We start from the raw sequence: 18042 nt of genomic DNA, 5'->3' as shown, positions 1-18042 counted from the left end.
CCTTTAAGGTATTAAGACGACCTTTCCACATTTCCCTGCCCGCATGAGTTCGAACCCTTTTTCGAACTCTTCGAGCTTGAAGACGTGTGTGATGATCGGTTCGACGTTCAACTGACCCGTCGCAAGCATCGTCGAGACTTGACTCCACGTTTCATACATCTTGCGGCCCGTGATTCCTTGGACGCGGACCCCTTTAAAGACGACGTCCCGTGTGAGGTCGATGGCGACCGGACGAGCCGGGAGTGACAAGACGTTGACGTCCCCGCCTGCAGTGACCATCTTAAACGCTTGATCGATGGCAATCGGATGACCGCTCATCTCGCAGACGACATCGATTCCGTCCCCGTCGGTCTCACGTTCAATCAATTCGAGCGGATTCTCTTCTAAACTGTTGATGACGACATCTGCCCCCATCGCTTCGGCGAGTTTTAAACGATATGGATTGACGTCAATCGCATAGACACGACTCGCCCCTGCTGCTTTGGCGACGCCGACCGCCATGAGTCCGATTGGCCCACAACCGACGATGGCGACCGATTTGGCAGACACGTCACTCGCCAATACCGTATGAACCGCATTTCCTAGAGGTTCTTGAATCGAGGCGAGTTTCGCTGGCATCGACTCCGGGTTCACCCATAGATTCTCTTCAGGCATGACGACGTATTCTGCGAAGCAGCCTTGCGTGTCCACCCCGATGATTTTTGTGTTCTTACAGATGTGGTACTGCCCGCGCAAACATTGCTTACATTGACGACAGACGATATGTGTTTCAGCAGACACCGCCTGTCCGACTTTAATCCGTTTCGTCCCCTCCCCGAGCGCCACGACTTCTCCCGAAAACTCATGACCGAATACGTATGGTGGTTTGACGCGGCTTTGTGACCATTCATCCCATTCATAGATGTGGACATCGGTCCCGCAAATCGATGTCGCTTTAACTTGAATGAGCACTTCTCCAGGTCCTGGTGTCGGAACTGGTACGTCGACCAGTGTTGCCCCAAACCCGGCCGTGTGTTTTTGAATCGCTTTCATTACTGGTGTCGTTGATTCCGTCTCTTTGGTTGACACAAGTTGTTCCATTGAAAACGTCCCCCTCTTGTCTCTAATGATCGAACGATACGTTCTTTATCATCTTGTCATAAAATGACGAAACTGAGAAGATGGAACGTCCGATTTACAGAAAAAAAGAGAAGCCATCCGCGCCGATGGCTCCTCTTCACAAGAATAGGACCTATGTCCCGACCGCTCATCGCGGCTCAATGATGAGCTTGATGGCAGTACGTTCCTCTCCGTCAATCATAATATCAGTAAAGGCCGGAATGCAAATCAAATCGAGACCGCTTGGCGCGACGAAGCCTCGGGCAATCGCGACGGCTTTGATGGACTGATTCAGTGCACCTGCCCCAATCGCCTGTATCTCACACGTTCCTTTTTCACGTAGCACACCCGCTAAAGCACCCGCAACGGAGTTAGGGTTCGATTTTGCCGAAACTTTGAGTACGTCCATTCTTGTTTCCCCCTCGGGTAGGTTGTTCAATCAAACCAGACGGTCTGATCATCTAGGTGTATTCGTTCGATTTTTGTCGCTCGTTTCGTCTGATCATCGATTGTAATGAAAACTCCATTAAGTTGTTCCCGTCCCTCGGCAACTTCAAACCGAACTGGGAGTTGTGTCATAAATTTTTTTAAAACAACGGATGCATCCATGCCGAGTACCCCGTCAAGTGGACCGGTCATCCCGACGTCGGTGATGTACGCTGTTCCGTTCGGCAAGACACGTTCATCTGCCGTCTGTACGTGCGTATGCGTCCCGACTACGGCTTGAGCGCGACCGTCGAGATGATAGCCCATGGCGATCTTCTCGCTTGTCGCCTCAGCATGGACATCCACAAAAATCGCATCGACCTCATCGCGCACTTCTTCGACGAGACGGTCGACGGTACGGAACGGACAGTCAAGAGACGGCAAGAAGACATTTCCCATGACATTGATCACGGCCAATTTCTTCCCATTTTGTTTCAACTTCATCATGCCAACCCCAGGTGTCCCGTCCGGATAGTTGGCCGGACGGACGATGCGGTCGGCGTCGTCGATCCAATCAAAGATGTCACGGTTGTCCCACGTGTGGTTTCCCATCGTTACCCCATGAAAGCCAAGCTCCAAAAACTGTTGGTAAATCTTTTTCGTAAGACCACGTCCATTTGCTGCATTCTCACCGTTGACGAGCATGAACGTCGGGTTGTATTTGTCTTTCAAGCGTCCGATTTGTTTAGTCAATATATCACGACCTGGTTTCCCGACCACATCACCGATAAATAAAATTTTCATATAAAGTCCTCCCTCAAACAGAAAAAGCGGAGAAATTCTCCGCTTCGTTTACTTCGCATAATCGACGGAACGTGTTTCACGAATGACCGTCACTTTGATTTGTCCAGGATAATCGAGTTCATCCTCGATCCGCTTACAAATATCGCGTGCCATCTTACCGGCGACGACATCGTCAACGATATCAGGACGAACGATAATTCGAACTTCACGTCCTGCTTGAATCGCATACGATTTCTCGACACCTTCGAACGACTCACAGATTGATTCGAGTCGCTCAAGACGACGGATGTAGCTTTCAAGTGTCTCTTGGCGAGCTCCAGGACGCGCTGCTGACAAGGCATCAGCCGCTGCCACAAGTACAGCAATCGTCGATGTCGCCTCGACGTCCCCGTGGTGGGAAGCGATCGAATTGATGACGACCGGATGTTCTTTGTATTTCGTCGCGAGTTCTACACCGATTTCAACGTGACTACCTTCGACTTCATGGTCGATTGCTTTCCCGATATCGTGTAAGAGTCCTGCCCGTTTGGCGAGCGTGACGTCTTCACCAAGTTCAGCTGCCATCATCCCGGCAAGGTGTGCCACCTCAACCGAGTGAGACAAGACGTTCTGACCATAACTCGTACGATAACGCATGCGACCGAGCGTCTTGACAAGGTCTGGATGGAGTCCGTGAATTCCGGCTTCAAACGTAGCTTCCTCGCCGTATTCACGAATGCGTTCATCCACTTCACGGCGAGACTTCTCTACCATTTCTTCAATTCGAGCCGGATGAATCCGACCGTCTTGAACGAGTTTTTCAAGCGTCATCTTCGCGATTTCACGACGAACCGGGTCGAACCCTGACAAGATGACGGCTTCTGGTGTGTCATCGATGATGAGGTCAATCCCAGTCAACGTTTCGAGCGTCCGGATGTTACGTCCTTCGCGCCCGATGATACGACCCTTCATCTCATCACTCGGTAAGTTGACAACGGATACCGTCGTCTCGGCGACATGTTCAGCTGCATATCGTTGCATCGTGAGAGATAAGAGGTGTTTCGCTTTTTTATCCGCTTCTTGTTTTGCTTTTTGCTCGATTTCTTTTTGAAGGAGAGCAGCATCGTGAAGCGCTTCCTGCTTCGCTTCGTCCATGATGATGGTACGTGCTTCATCTTTCGAGAGGGATGCCACGCGTACAAGTTCTCGGCGTGCCTCTTCGTATAACTCCTCCACTTTGCTTTCGAGCATTTCTGCTTCACGCTTGCGTTTTTCGAGTCCTCGTTCCTGTTCATCTAGCGAGTCCTCTTTCCGCTCGAGCATGTCTGCTTTGCGGTCAAGAAGCTCTTCTTTTTGAACGAGGCGATTCTCTTTCACTTTCTGTTCTTCGCGACGTTCACGCAATTCTTGTTCCGTCTCATTACGAAGTTGAATCATCTCTTCTTTTACTTCAAGCCGTGCTTCTTTTTGCATCGCTTCCGATTGTTGTTTTGCTTGCTCTACAATCTTAGTCGCTTCCGTCTCGGCACCTTGAATCTTCGCTTCGGCGATCGATTTACGCACAAAAAAACCTGCAACAAAAGCTATCGGCAAAAGGAGGATCAGAATAAGCCAGTATAGCCATTCCATCATGTTCACCTCCCTTTCGCAAGGTTATTTTATTTTTTTAATAAGTGAGATACACGGGCAAGCCCGCGCATAACTTTATTGTACTTATTTAATAGGGAGAATGCAATGCACGGACAGGATAGAACTACCAATTGCCTAAAAAATTATACTAAAAAAATCTCACTCGAAAGAATTCGAGTGAGACGATGTGCTTATTCGTCATCGAGAAGTGAGAGGACTTCGTCGTCTTCGCCTTCGACCGTGACCGTTTTTTCTCCATTCAATCCGTAGTGATCTCGAATCTGTTGTTCGACCTCAGCTGCGATTGCTGGATTTTCTTTCATGTATTGCTTGGCGTTTTCACGGCCTTGACCAAGACGTTCTTCATTGAACGAGTACCAAGCTCCGCTCTTTTGAACGATGTCGAGGTCTGCACCGATATCGATGAGTTCCCCTTCACGCGAGATCCCCTCACCATACATGATATCAACTTCCGCTGTTTTGAAAGGAGGTGCAATCTTGTTTTTTACAATCTTGATCTTCGTACGGTTCCCGACCATATCTTGACCTTGTTTGAGCGTCTCCGCACGACGAACTTCAAGACGTACAGAAGAGTAGAATTTCAAGGCACGGCCCCCTGGAGTCGTTTCCGGGTTACCGAACATGATCCCGATCTTCTCACGGATTTGGTTGATGAAGATGACAATCGTTTTCGACTTGTTCGTCGCACCAGACAACTTACGAAGTGCTTGAGACATCAAACGAGCTTGAAGACCGACGTGCGAGTCTCCCATTTCCCCTTCGATTTCGGCTTTCGGTACGAGTGCCGCAACCGAGTCGACGACGAGGATATCAACTGCTCCCGAGCGAACGAGCGCTTCAGCGATTTCGAGCGCTTGCTCCCCAGTATCCGGCTGTGAAAGGAGCAACTCATCGATGTTGACCCCAAGATTTTTAGCATACTTCGGATCGAGTGCGTGCTCGGCATCAACGAATGCTGCTTGACCGCCACGCTTTTGGACTTCTGCAATCGCATGAAGGGCAACCGTCGTCTTACCTGAAGATTCTGGTCCGTATACTTCGATGACACGACCGCGTGGATATCCACCCGCACCGAGCGCGACGTCGAGGGCGATTGACCCTGAAGGGATGACCGATACTTGTTGGTCTGTATTTTCACCAAGGCGCATGATTGAGCCTTTACCGAATTGTTTTTCAATCTGGCGTAATGCCATTTCTAACGCTTGTTTACGATCACTCATAGATAAATGAGCCTCCTTTAATTGATACTCTTATTATACGTGAACACTGTACGATACACAAGTTTTTTGCGAACATTTATTCGCCTTTTTTGATTCGTTGAATGAGGGCCCATAATCCGTCCTTCGCGGCTCGCATGCGGATGATATTCCGTTCTTGATGGGGATACGTCCGCTCGATGACTACTATTCCGTTTGGTGTCTTCACTCCGATATAGACCGTACCGATCGGACGACCCGAATTCGATGTCGGTCCTGCCTCTCCCGTGAAAGAGAGGGCGTAGTCGGCATGGGTGGTCTTTGACAATCCGTCCACCATCTCATAAGCAACTTCTTTTGAGACGACTGAGTGCTGTTCAATTGTATCAAGCGAGACCCCTAAATACCTATTTTTTAGCTCATCCGAATAGGTCACGACTCCACCTAGAAAGACGACTGAAGCGCCAGGTGTTGATGTAACCATCGATTGTACCTCACCGCCGGTCAACGACTCAGCAACAGCGAATGTTCGATTCAATCTATACAATGTTTGGACAAGGTGTGATGCAATCGTCTCATCGTCAGAGCCAAAGTAGTACGAACCGACCCGTTTCAGGATTTCAGTCTTCACTTCTTCAATCATCTGACGCGCGGTCACCTCGTCCGTCGCACGGGCACTGATCCGAAGTCTTGCCTCTCCCGTCTCGGCGTAGGGGGCAACGGTCGGATTCGAACCATCCAATAAGTCCTTCACGGCATCATCGAGAGCGGATTCTCCAATCTCATAAAACCGTAATGATTCTGAGACGAGCGTCGCTCCTGATAGTTTCTTAGGAAACGTCGCCTCGACCAATGCTTTCATCTCACGTGGCACACCCGGTAAAAGCAACCACGTCGTATCTCCGGCAATCCACATGCCCGGGGCAAGCCCGACCGGATTTGGTAATACGTCTGCTCCGCTGAGCACGTCGGCTTGGCGAACGTCCCCATCGTTCATCAATCGATTTCGTGACACGAGGAAACGTTGAATCGTCTCATACGCTTCCTCATCTCGCACAATCGGACGTTCGAGTAAGTCGGAAAGGACCGCCTTTGTGACATCATCCGCCGTCGGACCGAGTCCACCCGTGACGATGACAAAGTCGGAACGACGACGGGCGATTTCAAACGTCTCTCGCATTCGTACCGCGTTATCCCCGACAACTTGATGATACAAGACCGGCACACCGTACTTCGACAGTTGTTCTGATATGTAACTCGCATTCGTATTGACGATTTCCCCTAAGAGCAACTCGCTTCCTACCGCAATGATTTCGGCTCGTTTCATCTCATTTCCTCCTCAACTTCAAAAAAAAGACGAGCTAGATCAACCAACTCGTCTCTGTCGACTTACATCGACTTCACAATAATCTTATAGTTTTGTGCGAAATATTCGGCACCTGAGTAAATTGTAAGTACGAGCGCCAACCACATCGCCCATTCGCCAAACGGAATCCCGACATAGCTAAAGATCGGGTTACCGAACAGTAAGAAAATGATGGCAAAGAGCTGCACCCACGTCTTCGCTTTTCCAGATTTCCCGGCCGCGACGACAATCCCTTCATCGGCAGCGACGAGACGTAAGCCTGTAACCGCAAATTCACGTGATAGAATCACGACGACGACCCACGCCGCGACGAGATCCATCTCAACGAGCAACACAAGGGCCGCCGTGACGAGCAGTTTATCTGCGAGCGGGTCCATAAATTTACCAAAGTTCGTGACTAAGTTATGCTTACGGGCCAAATGTCCGTCTAACCAGTCTGTAATGGCCGCAATCGTAAAAATCACACCAGCGATAAATTGGTGCATCGGGATATCAGCGCCTAAAAAAGCGATGTTTCCCCAATCAAAATCAACAGCGAGTAAGACGACGAATACGGGGATCAAGACCACGCGTAGCATCGTCAATCGGTTAGGTAGGTTCATATAGAACGCCTCCTCTTAGAAGGAGAGTCGACTTATTCGGCGTCGACTCTCTTTACAAAAATATTTTGTGTGACCGGAGACTCTTGAAGCTCGAGCTCACGACCGTTGACGACGATTTTCTCAACGCCTGCGATGAGTCCGATTCGAATACGCAATGTGTCCGTCTCGGCATCTTCAATGACAATCGGATTCTGTTTCGACTGGTTCGGATACTCCGGTGCGAGAAAGGCTCCTTCTAACGACGTATCACGAACACCCACGTAAGAGGCAGGTGACTCCTTCACATAAATCTCGGTCGACAGTTTCTCGTTCGTCGCGAGTTCATAAGTGATATCTGCCCCATTCGAGTCCTTCACCGCAATCGGACCAGATTCCGCTGGCGGTTCTTCTTCGGTCGGCTCCTCTTCAGTCGGTTCCTCCTCGACCGGTTCATCAGCCGGGACATCCTCATTCTGGTCGACTGTGACACCAGAACTTGGCGGTTCGGCAGGACTTGCATCCTGACCACCGAAGTCGATGCTTCTCACTGCGAAATAAATCGCGGTGATGAGCAAGAAGACCGTGAGAACGAGGAGAACTTTCGGAACCCATCTCGAGACCCGACTTGTCGACTCGGAAGCCTTCGAATACGTTTTCTTCCGAGAGAGTTGAACAGACGGCTGTGCCTCGATGACCGGTAAATCTTTTGCATATGTCTCGTATAATTCATCCACATCAAGGCCGAGCGACTCCGCATACGTCTTAATGAACGCCCGTGCATAAAAAGAGCCAGGGAGATTTTTGTAATCACCTTCCTCGATTGCGATGATATAGCGCTTTTGAATCTTCGTCGTCTGCTGGATTTGGTCGAGCGTCAATCCGCTCTCCTCACGCTTTTGTTTCAAAAAAGTCCCTAGTTCTGTCACAGGGGTCCACACCTTCCATTCACATAATTATTCAAACCATTCTGACTCACGATGCGTTTCTTGTGGGATGATGATCGTCTCATCCGGATTGTTTCTCAATTCAATAATATAATCAAAGTCTTCATACACGCAATCGGTGTTTCGGACGTACAGGTCAGGGTGTTCGATGACTTTCACGGCCGGCAACCGCATGACTTCACGAATGAGCTGGCGATGTCGTTCATCCATCGTTCGGGTAGAGACGGCACCATCAATTATGTATACGTGATCGCCTTCCCGTTCCTCTTCAAATAATGAGGTCCGAACGGTCTGTTTCATCAGTGTCGAGGAAAGAAACAACCATCGTTTGTTCGCACACACACTAGCTGCTACGATGGACTCCGTCTTTCCGACGCGTGGATTTCCACGAACACCGATTAACAAATGGCGTTCTTCCTTCATCAGTTCCGCAACGAAATCGACGAGAATGCCCAAATCTTCACGGACGAAGCGAAACGTTTTTTTGTCATCACTATCATGGTCGATATAACGACCGTGACGGATTGCAATCCGGTCTCGTAACTTCGGACGGCGCAACTTGATGACGGCAATAGCTTCCATCCGCTTTAAAATATGCTCGAGTCGATGCACATGATCGGCGGCAGGTGCTTTGAGCAACATTCCCCGTCGCTGCAAATCGACCCCATTGATGGTGACGATGGAGATTTGAAGCATCCCCATGAGAGATGCGATGTCTCCGAGGATACCCGGTCGATTCTGACACAATTCATATTCGAGATACCACTCTTCGAATTTATGTTCCATCCCCAACCATCCTTTCGAGCGAGTTCGCTACCTTGCCTATTTTAAATTATTTTAGAAGAATTGAAAAGAACAGGTTTATTTACATGGATCGGATCATTGCCAACCGCCGTCGACGCGTATCACCGTGCCCGTCATATACGAGGCGTCCGGTGAACACAAGAAACGGATCGTGTTGGCCACGTCCTCTGCCGCACCGAGACGTCCAAGTGGAATGTCATCGATCACGGATTGTTTCGACTCTTCTACCGTATCATTCATTGGCGTATCAATCCACCCCGGTGTCACCGCATTGACTCGAACATTGAACGGGCCGGCTTCTCGTGCGAACGCCTTGACGAAGCCGAGCTGTGCCGCTTTGACGGTTGAATAAAACACCTCAGCCGCCGCACCGACCTCTCCCCATACACTCGAGACGATCACGATATCCACGTGATGATCGTAAGGCTTCCTTGCTACGACGGACTGGATGAGTCGGATCATTGCCCGAACATGTACATCGTACAGCCGGTCGAGCTCATCCATCGACTGGTCGACGACGAGACCATGGAGCGCATGTCCGGCCACATATACAATTCGGTCGATGTCCAGCATATCCTGTACCCATGACTCAACAGCGTCACGGTCTGTTAGGTCACAAGGGAGAATTTCTGCCGAAAGATTCTCTTCATCTATCAAATGACGGAGTCTTTCACTACCATCGTTCGCATGCAAAATCAGTTCATCTTCACGAAAAGCGAGCGAGACGGCACGTCCGATGGTACCGCTCGCTCCAACAATCAATGTCTTCATGGTTTTTTGACGATGCATACCGTTCGTTGTTCATGGCGGAACAAGCGCTCGTATGCTTCGTATAGTTCGTCGAGTGTGATGGCATCAATCAAAGTCGGGATTTCAAACAAATTCCCATCATTGAGTGCATATCGAGAGAACTGATTTGCGATGAACTCAGGTGAGTTCAATGCTTTCAAGAACTGCCCTTGCATCATGCGTTTCTTCCGGTCGAGCGTCTCTTGACTCAACTGAAGTGGACGTTCTAACGCCTCCGTCACACGGCCGACAAACGCATCCACTTCCGACGTCTCCATCGACAAGGCGGCAAAAGCGAACGTCTCCTCTGACGTATAGTCAAACGAGAAGGCATCGTCAATCAATCCTTCAGCATAAAGTTCTGTATAAAGAGGAGCTGTCGTGTCGAAGAGCGCATGCATGAGCAATTCTACTGTCAATTCTTGCTTCAGACCTGCTTCCCCAGCTTGTGGTACATCCTTATACCCAATCATGACTTTCGGTACAGAGACGTCCATCTCGATGACCCGTTCTGACAGACGAACCGTGGTCGGTTCATCTACTGTCTCACGAGCACTCAATCGTGGTGTCTCAAAAGATTTAGCTGCTTGATTATCTCGAATCAAGGCAAACATCTCATCCGGTTCGATATTCCCGACGACGAACAATACCATGTTGCTCGGATGATAGAACGCTTGATGACAGGTGTACAAGTCTTCCGCCGTGATCTTTGAAATCGATTCGATTGTACCTGCGATATCAATCTTGACGGGATGTGTCTCGTACATCGCCTCAATTAAACCAAAATACAAGCGCCACCCCGGATTGTCTTGGTACATTTGAATCTCTTGACCGATGATCCCTTTCTCTTTCTCGACCGACTCTTTCGTGAAATAAGGGGTCTGGACGAAATCGAGCAGCGTTTGTACGTTTTCTGAAATCTTGGACGTGGCACCGAACAAATAAGCAGTCCGTGTGAATGACGTGAAAGCGTTCGCTGACGCTCCTTGACGACCGAATTGTTGGAAGACGTCACCATCTTCTTTCTCGAACATCTTATGTTCTAAGAAATGTGCGATACCATCGGGAACCTCGATCCAGTCTTCTAGTTTGAAGCGTCGGTCAATCGATCCATATTTAGTCGTGAACGTCGCGAATGTTTTTTCATATCCAGTCTTTTTCAACAAGTAAACGGAGAGGCCATTGTCGAGAACGTGATGATGTAACGTCTCTCCGACGTTAGGAAAGTCTAATTTCATGCTTCTCCTCCTTTCAAGCAATAAACCGCTTCGAGTTCCATTTCTTTCGCAAGCGCGACGACATGATCTCGTGTCGTGTTTTCAATGATTGCCATCTCTTCGTCTAACGAGAACGGACGAACGTCTGCTCCACTCATCCAAGCAATCAATTGACGTGGGCTGTCTCCAAGTTGTCGACGTTGATGGAACAACAACTCTTTCGTCTGTTGCAACGTCTCATCCTCAAACTCGCCCGCTTGTAAAGCGTTCAATTGCTCTTCGATGATCTGTTCGGTTTTTTGCTGGTTCGACGCATCGATGCCGGCATAGACGAACAACTTCCGACTGAGGGAACTATATTGTGAGGCGGCATAGTACGCCAAGCTCTCTTTTTCACGCACGTTCATGAACAGTTTCGAGTGAGGGAATCCACCGAACAGTCCATTCACGACTTGCATATGAATCGCCGCTTCCGTTCTTGGGTCGACATTGAGTGAATAAGCGAGATGGAGCTTGCTTTGTTTAATGTCTTGGTGTTCTTCCAAACGCTTGAACTCTCCTCGACTCGCTTCTGGTAACAGGCGTGGTCGACGTGTCCCAAGGGATTCCAATGGATTGAAAGCCTGTTCGACTTGCTCACGATTGACATCCCCGACAACATAGATGTCCACACGGTCATGTTGAATCATCGATTGATATGCCTCATACAATGATTTTGGTGTGACATGGTCGAGTTGCTCAAGCGTACCGAGTGACGGAATCGCAAGTTCTCCTCCGAGCATTTCTTGTAGACGCTGTTGGGCGAAACGCATTTTGTCATCATAGACCGATTCAATACGCTGACGTTGCAATCGACGTTCCTGCTCGACGATGAGTGGCTGAAACGCCCCATCGTATGCGTTCGGACGGAGGAGAACGTCTTCGAGCAACTCGATTGCCTGACTCAATACGTCTTCTCCGACAAGATGATCGTTGACGACTTCGAGTTGGAATTGGATGACGTGCTCCTTTCCGATCTTAGATGCACCAGCATATAAGTTTGTGTCATACAACTCCTCTAGCGGTGTGTGAAATAACTCAATGGACGGATACGTCGCCGTCGATTTCTCCATGATGAACGGGAGCAATGCCCGATCTGCGACCGTCTCCGCCGATAATGGAGCGGCGAATGACACGAGACAAGTCGTCGTTTTAAATTTCTTGGTCGGATAGACCGAGTAGTGCAATTGATGTTGGAACTGAACGATACCTTTCATTTGCCGATCACTCCTTTTTTCGTTTTGGTTGAAACACGGCAGCGCCGCGCGCATATTCTTGATCCGGCACCCCTGCCACGACGTTCGCGTAACGGGCAACCGTAAATAAATAATCACTCAAGCGGTTAAAGTAAGGCAATTGCCGGTCTGCGACTCCGAGAGCCGCTAAGTCACGCTCGACCCGTCGACAGACGGCACGAGCCACATGTAAGCTAGCTGCGGCAACGCTGCCGCCCGGAAGGATGAAGCGCACAAGTTCCGGACAGGACTCCTCCCACTCATCCATCCATCGTTCTAGTTCCGTCACGATCGACAAATCGACCATTTTTGGCGGTGCCTCAGCATACATCAACTCCGATCCGAGGTCGAACAAGTCGTGCTGAATCTTCGTCAGCTGTATTCGGAGCGTCTCATCCTCTTGATGCGCGATGGCGAGTCCAATCTGACTATTCAACTCATCGAGATGACCCATCGCTTCAATCTGAGGATGGGATTTCTCGACACGACTACCGATTAATGATGTTTCACCCTTGTCGCCCGTTCGTGTATAACGTTTCATTCGACTCCCCCCTTAAAATGCCACAAATGGTGACTCAAGCGAGTCACCATTACGAGTTGTGTGGTTGTTCAAATGGTAAGTAAATCTCGAAGGTGGTTCCGACCCCGAGTGTACTCGATACGCTCACTTTCCCGTGATGGGCATCGACCACATTCTTCACGATCGCGAGTCCGATGCCTGTCCCTGTCTTCGAACCACTGGTCCGGGCTTTATCGGCTTTATAGAATCGCTCGAATACGAACGGCAAATCCTCTTTAGGAATTCCGTGACCTGTATCCGTCAACTGAATCCGTAGCCCGTCCGTCTCTTCTGTGACCTCAATCCGAATTTCTCCAGAATCGGTATGCGCGATAGCATTGCCAATCAAGTTGGTGAACACTTGCTCGAGACGATCGCCATCCGCCTCGATGAGACGGTGCGGGGCGTCGGTCTGTAAACGAATCCCTTTTTCAGATGCCATCTGATTGAACTTTCGCATGACTCGGGTCAAGAAATCACCGATATCAAACGAAGTGAAATGCATCGTCTCTTTACCCGATTCGATGCGTGCCAAATCCAACAAATCATTGACGAGTCTTGCCAAGCGGAGCGATTCATCGTAGATGATAGAGGCGAACTCTTTCGTCGCCTCGTCACTCTCAGTGATGCCATCGATGATTGCTTCTGAATATCCTTGAAGCGTCACGAGCGGTGTCCGGAGTTCATGGCTAATGTTCGCCACAAAATCGGTCCGCATCTTATCGAGTCGATGACTTTCTGACGTATCCCGGATGACAACGACAGCACCCTCGAAATCATCTTCTCCGACGAGTGGTGTGACTGTCAGTGTATAGTACCGCTCATCCTGTTTCACTTCGATCGTCTTTTCAGACGTCCCCTCCATCACTTCCTCATAAAGAGACAATACGACTTCATGTGGTTGCCCATCTTGAAGTAATGGACTCGCTTGCGGGTTCGTGACAATCACGTTTGCATGACGATCGAGTGTGATGACACCGTCTGCCATCGAACGAAGAATCGACGCAAGTTGCAGCCGTTCCCGGTCAAGGGCATTCACATATTTCGAAAGCTGACTGCTCATTGCGTTGAAAGAAGCAGCGAGTTCGCCAATCTCATCCCGTGTCTTCGTCTCCAAACGTAAATCAAATTGCCCCTCTCCCGTCTTATTGACTGCATCCCGCATCGCTCGGAGCGGTGCCGTGATTCGTGTCGACAAGAAGAAAGCGAAGACGGTCGTGACGATGATGGCCGAAGCGACGGTCCAAAGAATGATGGTCCGTGCTCCCGCGTTCGCACTCGAGATCGCATCGAGCGGTTCGAGCAGGTAGAGCGTATACTGTCCTGTCGATAAGGAGAAGGTCGTCCGATACGCTAGCGCGGCCTGGTCGTCAAAAGATGAGAAATTCCCGATGGCCGTCTCACCGACCGCCTGATAAGTTTCCCAATCCTGTCGTTCAAGTTCTACCATCAAGCCATCCACTTGATTTCCAAAATTCGATCGGGTCGTCCCGTTCTCTAAGATATAGTTAGCCCCGTACACTTCGATGATTTGATCAATCGTCTGGGACGTGTCACCTTCATTCAACAAAACCGATTGGACCTGTCCACCGAGCTTGGCAAGATGGCCTCGTTCCTGGTCGATATGAAAGGAATTAAAAAATTCAAGCATCAACACCGAGACGATGAATAAGATGACACTGACCAAAACGAGAATCGTCAGCCACAGTTTCGTGACGATGCTGTTTCGACGAATCATCATTCACTGGCAGCTTCGAACTTGTACCCGACACCCCATACGGTCGTGATCATATGCGCCGCGTCCGGTGAGACACGATTCAATTTCTCACGAAGACGTTTCACATGCGTATCGACGGTCCGAAGGTCTCCGAAAAATTCGTAGTTCCATACTTCTTTTAACAACTGCTCTCGTGAAAAGACTTTATCCACCTGTTTTGCGAGGAAGAACAATAACTCATATTCTTTTGGTGTGAGGGCGATTTCCTCGCCGTCCACCGTGACGCGGTGTGCATCATTATCGATTGTCAGATGTGGGAAGACGATCAAATCCTTCGACTTCTCACTCGTGTGCATGAACTTCGTCGAACCAGAGCGACGAAGGAGTGCCTTGACGCGGAGCACGACTTCACGCGGACTGAACGGCTTGACGATATAATCATCCGCCCCGACTTCGAATCCTTGGACACGGTCGATTTCTTCACCTTTCGCTGTGAGCATGATGACCGGAGTCGCTTTCGTCTTCCGGAGTTCTGTACATACTTCAACCCCATCCATCTTTGGCATCATCAAATCAAGCAAGATCACGTCGTATTCGTTATCAAGGGCAAGCGCGAGCGCCTCTTCGCCATTGACCGCTTCTTCAATCACATACTGTTCACGTTCTAAGTACATTTTCAAAAGTCGGCGAATTCTCTCCTCGTCGTCGACTACTAAAATCTTCGTTTTCTCAGCCATACCTGAAACCCTCCTAAGACCCATTACGAGTTGTAGCGAATGTTGCACAATTGTGAACATTCCACTCTCTGCCATAACTATACCACTCTATTATTTCGCTTCACAACGATGATTTGATGGACCAAATGAAAAAGAAGTCACAATTGTGACTTCTTTTATGTCAGGCATACGAATGCAGACCGGCAATGACCAGGTTGACGAAGACGAGGTTGAACATGATGATGGCAAATCCACCGACACATAACCAGGCCGCTTTCGTTCCTGTCCAGCCACGCTGAATGCGCATATGCAAGTAGTAAATATAGATCAGCATCGTGATGAGGGCCCAAACTTCTTTCGGGTCCCATCCCCAGAAACGGTTCCAGGCAATCTGTGCCCAAATCATCGCAAAGATCAGACCACCAAGGATAAAGACCGGTAATCCAATCGCGACCGAGCGATAGCTGATTTCATCAGCAAGGTCGAGATCGACTTTTTTTGCAAGGGGTTGGAGCGCTTCAGCGACGCGTTTGCGCAAGATGACAAAGCGGATCAACACATAGATTACAATTCCGCCAATGACCGACCAGATGAGCGTGTTCAACTTGAGTGTATTGATCCAGTTCGGGAGCTCGAGTGACAAGCCACTCGCGCCAGACACGAGTTGTGCCCCTTCTGGGACGAACAAGATCGGCATGAAATATTCATACGTCTCTGCTTGACCGCGGTCGTTCGTGAACTCGACGACACCTCCGGCACCGATTCCCTTGAATAACATCGAGACGATGATGAAGCCGAGCGTGCACATGAGGACAAACATCGTCACTTCGAGCCACGTCCGTGACTTAGACTGTTCTTTCATCGATGTTTCGTTCAATAAGAAAATGAGGCCCGATGCAAAACTAATGGCCAAAATCCCTTGTCCGAGCGCAGCCGTCGTAACGTGAATTTTCAGCCATACACTGTTGAGTGCCGGGATGAGCGGTGCGACCTCACTCGAGAACATTGAGGCGAAGGCGATGACGAGTAACGCCACCGGCATCGCGAACAAGCCGAGTACATCATTTTTATAAATTCCATATACGACGAGGAACCCAAGTACCATCATCATACCGAAGAACGTCGTATATTCGTACAAGTTTGATACCGGCGCATAGCCGACACCTGCCCAGCGCATAAAGAAATATGTCATTTGAGCGACAAAGCCGATGATTGCCAAGATAAAGGCGTATTTCCCATAGGCAACACGGTTGACGTTTCGATCTTTACGCATACCGCTGACGGCAATCGTAAAGAGAACCGTCGAGATTGCGTACAGGAAGAACGCGATAAACAGCATTCGGCTGCTCCATTCAATCCATTCCATCAAGATTCCCCTCTTTCATCTGTTGACTCGTTCTCCGACTTCTCTGTGAATCTCGCCTGGTCTTCCCACATCGGTAAGCCAGTTTGTTCTAATAGCGGCGACACTTCACGACGGAGCGAGGACGGGTTTTTATTCGTAAAACCGGCGACAAGCACGCCCTCTTCATGACGACGGATCCAAACGCGACGGTGTGGCCAGTACATGCCCATCGCAATACCGATCATAAAGATCGTGGCACCGACGATCAAAATCGGATAGGTGGAGTCACTCTTCACACGTAAACCACTCGTGCTCGCCATCTCTGTACCTGCAAACTGGACATCGTAGCGGTTCTCTTCATCAGCGACATTCAGACGAATGCCGATCAAATTCGACTCCGTTTCTCCTTCAGGTGATTCAACGTTGAAGAAGAAGGCCGGATTCAGTGCACGTGGTGATTTCGTATTCGGTTGTCCATCTTTCACTTCAAAGTCTGGATACAAATCTTTCAACGTGACGGTGACCCCATCGAGCTCATAAGACTTCTCCGGATTCTCCAAATCAACTTTGAACGGACCATATTCGTCGCCGGTTTCTTTATCTGCCAACATGAACGACATCGATAAGAACTCTGGACGACTTGAATATTGTTCCTGATACACTTCAAATTTATCGAACTTAAACGGGTGGTTGACTTTCGTCGAACCGACATCGACTTGCTCGAGTTGCGGCGATCCGTCCTCGTTCGTTCCCGTCTTTTTGAATAACGTCAACTCTGTCTCATAATTTTTAGGAACGGCTCCTGCTTTTTCAATGGCGGCCGCAAACTTCGCGTCCTCCTCATTGTTTTCAGGGTCGTACATCTCAAGAATGAACTGGTCGTTCCGTAAGTAGTACTCGCCGTCAGTCGCCTCTAGCGACACCGTGTCGCCTTCACGCACCCATTCGAGCGTATCCGTATGGAATGCAGGGAACACTCGCAGCATCGCCCCTAGGAAGAAGATGACAAGTCCGAGGTGGTTGACGTAAGGGCCCCAACGACCGAAACGATGCTTCTCCGCTAATAGGGCATCGCCGTCCCGTTTGACGGTATATCGTTTCTTTTTAAAAGCGACTGCAATCTCGTCAATTTGAGCCTCTGTCCCATCACCTTGTCCGAAGAGACGTTGCCCCTTCATAAAACGTTCTGTCCGTCTGACCGGTTGTTTTTTAAGCGCTTTATAGAGCGGAACCCCACGGTCAATCGACACGACGACGAGTGAGAGCGTCAACATGACGATCAGGCTGATGTACCACCACGATGTGTATAGGTTATGGAATCCGAGGGCGTAATAAATAGAACCCGGTGTTCCATACTCCTCCATATAATATTGTTCAGGCGGTAACTGTTGTGGGATGTACATTTCTTGAGGAAAGATTGTTCCGATTGCCGAACCGACAATAATCAATGCAATTAACCACAACCCCACTTTGACCGATGCAAAGAAGTTCCACACACGGTCAATGATCGATTTCGGACGACGCTTCGACCGTAAATCAGCGCCTTCGTATTTCATATCTAGCATCTGTGCGTCCCC

At 49.4% G+C, this 18042-nt stretch carries 17 protein-coding genes; all 17 read right to left on the bottom strand.

Going from position 1 to position 18042, the window contains the following annotated elements; all coding sequences use genetic code 11:
• Positions 1-3 precede the first annotated feature (3 nt).
• On the bottom strand, positions 4-1080 hold the full coding sequence (gene tdh, locus KNO69_RS05515) for an L-threonine 3-dehydrogenase (RefSeq protein ID WP_214816548.1): 1077 nt from the start codon (positions 1078-1080) through the stop codon (positions 4-6).
• A 166-nt stretch (positions 1081-1246) separates the two neighbouring features.
• On the bottom strand, positions 1247-1507 hold the full coding sequence (locus KNO69_RS05510; protein ID WP_012726477.1) for a stage V sporulation protein S: 261 nt from the start codon (positions 1505-1507) through the stop codon (positions 1247-1249).
• 26 nt (positions 1508-1533) lie between these two features.
• The gene (locus KNO69_RS05505; RefSeq protein ID WP_214816546.1) at positions 1534-2328 is read right to left on the bottom strand and encodes a TIGR00282 family metallophosphoesterase; all 795 of its coding nucleotides are present in this window, start codon (positions 2326-2328) and stop codon (positions 1534-1536) included.
• A gap of 48 nt (positions 2329-2376) precedes the next feature.
• A complete protein-coding gene (gene rny, locus KNO69_RS05500; protein ID WP_455331308.1) occupies positions 2377-3939 on the bottom strand; it encodes a ribonuclease Y in 1563 nt (520 codons plus the stop codon).
• 188 nt (positions 3940-4127) lie between these two features.
• Complete coding sequence (gene recA / locus KNO69_RS05495) at positions 4128-5177, bottom strand: recombinase RecA (RefSeq protein ID WP_012726480.1); 1050 nt, start codon at positions 5175-5177, stop codon at positions 4128-4130.
• A 76-nt stretch (positions 5178-5253) separates the two neighbouring features.
• Complete coding sequence (locus tag KNO69_RS05490) at positions 5254-6480, bottom strand: competence/damage-inducible protein A (RefSeq protein WP_214816542.1); 1227 nt, start codon at positions 6478-6480, stop codon at positions 5254-5256.
• A gap of 62 nt (positions 6481-6542) precedes the next feature.
• On the bottom strand, positions 6543-7121 hold the full coding sequence (gene pgsA / locus KNO69_RS05485) for a CDP-diacylglycerol--glycerol-3-phosphate 3-phosphatidyltransferase (protein WP_074036832.1): 579 nt from the start codon (positions 7119-7121) through the stop codon (positions 6543-6545).
• Between the two features lie 32 nt (positions 7122-7153).
• Positions 7154-8026 carry a helix-turn-helix domain-containing protein gene (locus KNO69_RS05480; RefSeq protein WP_214816540.1) on the bottom strand — a complete coding sequence of 291 codons (873 nt, stop codon included), beginning with the start codon at positions 8024-8026 and terminating at the stop codon, positions 7154-7156.
• A gap of 27 nt (positions 8027-8053) precedes the next feature.
• A complete protein-coding gene (locus KNO69_RS05475) occupies positions 8054-8830 on the bottom strand; it encodes a YmfK family protein (RefSeq protein ID WP_012726484.1) in 777 nt (258 codons plus the stop codon).
• A 93-nt stretch (positions 8831-8923) separates the two neighbouring features.
• Complete coding sequence (ymfI, locus tag KNO69_RS05470) at positions 8924-9637, bottom strand: elongation factor P 5-aminopentanone reductase (protein ID WP_251124866.1); 714 nt, start codon at positions 9635-9637, stop codon at positions 8924-8926.
• On the bottom strand, positions 9616-10875 hold the full coding sequence (gene yfmH, locus KNO69_RS05465; RefSeq protein ID WP_214816537.1) for an EF-P 5-aminopentanol modification-associated protein YfmH: 1260 nt from the start codon (positions 10873-10875) through the stop codon (positions 9616-9618). The genes ymfI and yfmH overlap by 22 nt, the downstream gene beginning before the upstream one ends.
• The gene (yfmF, locus tag KNO69_RS05460; RefSeq protein ID WP_214816535.1) at positions 10872-12110 is read right to left on the bottom strand and encodes an EF-P 5-aminopentanol modification-associated protein YfmF; all 1239 of its coding nucleotides are present in this window, start codon (positions 12108-12110) and stop codon (positions 10872-10874) included. The genes yfmH and yfmF overlap by 4 nt, the downstream gene beginning before the upstream one ends.
• 7 nt (positions 12111-12117) lie before the next feature.
• Entirely contained in the window at positions 12118-12669 is a 552-nt protein-coding gene (locus KNO69_RS05455) for a cob(I)yrinic acid a,c-diamide adenosyltransferase (RefSeq protein WP_012726488.1), read from the bottom strand.
• A 49-nt stretch (positions 12670-12718) separates the two neighbouring features.
• Complete coding sequence (locus KNO69_RS05450; RefSeq protein ID WP_214816533.1) at positions 12719-14428, bottom strand: HAMP domain-containing sensor histidine kinase; 1710 nt, start codon at positions 14426-14428, stop codon at positions 12719-12721.
• Positions 14425-15141 carry a response regulator transcription factor gene (locus KNO69_RS05445; RefSeq protein ID WP_147538010.1) on the bottom strand — a complete coding sequence of 239 codons (717 nt, stop codon included), beginning with the start codon at positions 15139-15141 and terminating at the stop codon, positions 14425-14427. Before KNO69_RS05445 ends, KNO69_RS05450 begins: the two co-directional genes overlap by 4 nt.
• A 160-nt stretch (positions 15142-15301) precedes the next feature.
• Positions 15302-16486: a c-type cytochrome biogenesis protein CcsB gene (gene ccsB / locus KNO69_RS05440; RefSeq protein ID WP_214816531.1), complete on the bottom strand. Its 1185-nt coding sequence runs from the start codon at positions 16484-16486 to the stop codon at positions 15302-15304.
• Positions 16486-18030, bottom strand: coding sequence for a cytochrome c biogenesis protein ResB (resB, locus tag KNO69_RS05435; protein ID WP_214816529.1), 1545 nt, complete (start codon positions 18028-18030; stop codon positions 16486-16488). Before resB ends, ccsB begins: the two co-directional genes overlap by 1 nt.
• Positions 18031-18042 lie beyond the last annotated feature (12 nt).

Source organism: Exiguobacterium sp. s131 (assembly GCF_018617345.1).
GTDB lineage: Bacteria > Bacillota > Bacilli > Exiguobacteriales > Exiguobacteriaceae > Exiguobacterium > Exiguobacterium profundum.
The sequence above is the reverse complement of the archived record's forward strand: the minus strand, read 5'-3'. Positions and strand labels throughout refer to the sequence as shown.

Coding starts and splice junctions, on each gene's coding strand:
- ymfI (WP_251124866.1), bottom strand. CDS start 9,637: ATGCATCGTCAAAAAACCATGAAGACATTGATTGTTGGAGCGAGCGGT.
- KNO69_RS05505 (WP_214816546.1), bottom strand. CDS start 2,328: ATGAAAATTTTATTTATCGGTGATGTGGTCGGGAAACCAGGTCGTGAT.
- ccsB (WP_214816531.1), bottom strand. CDS start 16,486: ATGGAATGGATTGAATGGAGCAGCCGAATGCTGTTTATCGCGTTCTTC.
- rny (WP_455331308.1), bottom strand. CDS start 3,939: ATGATGGAATGGCTATACTGGCTTATTCTGATCCTCCTTTTGCCGATA.
- KNO69_RS05510 (WP_012726477.1), bottom strand. CDS start 1,507: ATGGACGTACTCAAAGTTTCGGCAAAATCGAACCCTAACTCCGTTGCG.
- KNO69_RS05455 (WP_012726488.1), bottom strand. CDS start 12,669: ATGAAACGTTATACACGAACGGGCGACAAGGGTGAAACATCATTAATC.
- resB (WP_214816529.1), bottom strand. CDS start 18,030: ATGCTAGATATGAAATACGAAGGCGCTGATTTACGGTCGAAGCGTCGT.
- pgsA (WP_074036832.1), bottom strand. CDS start 7,121: ATGAACCTACCTAACCGATTGACGATGCTACGCGTGGTCTTGATCCCC.
- recA (WP_012726480.1), bottom strand. CDS start 5,177: ATGAGTGATCGTAAACAAGCGTTAGAAATGGCATTACGCCAGATTGAA.
- tdh (WP_214816548.1), bottom strand. CDS start 1,080: ATGGAACAACTTGTGTCAACCAAAGAGACGGAATCAACGACACCAGTA.
- KNO69_RS05445 (WP_147538010.1), bottom strand. CDS start 15,141: ATGGCTGAGAAAACGAAGATTTTAGTAGTCGACGACGAGGAGAGAATT.
- KNO69_RS05475 (WP_012726484.1), bottom strand. CDS start 8,830: ATGGAACATAAATTCGAAGAGTGGTATCTCGAATATGAATTGTGTCAG.
- yfmH (WP_214816537.1), bottom strand. CDS start 10,875: ATGAAATTAGACTTTCCTAACGTCGGAGAGACGTTACATCATCACGTT.
- yfmF (WP_214816535.1), bottom strand. CDS start 12,110: ATGAAAGGTATCGTTCAGTTCCAACATCAATTGCACTACTCGGTCTAT.
- KNO69_RS05490 (WP_214816542.1), bottom strand. CDS start 6,480: ATGAAACGAGCCGAAATCATTGCGGTAGGAAGCGAGTTGCTCTTAGGG.
- KNO69_RS05450 (WP_214816533.1), bottom strand. CDS start 14,428: ATGATGATTCGTCGAAACAGCATCGTCACGAAACTGTGGCTGACGATT.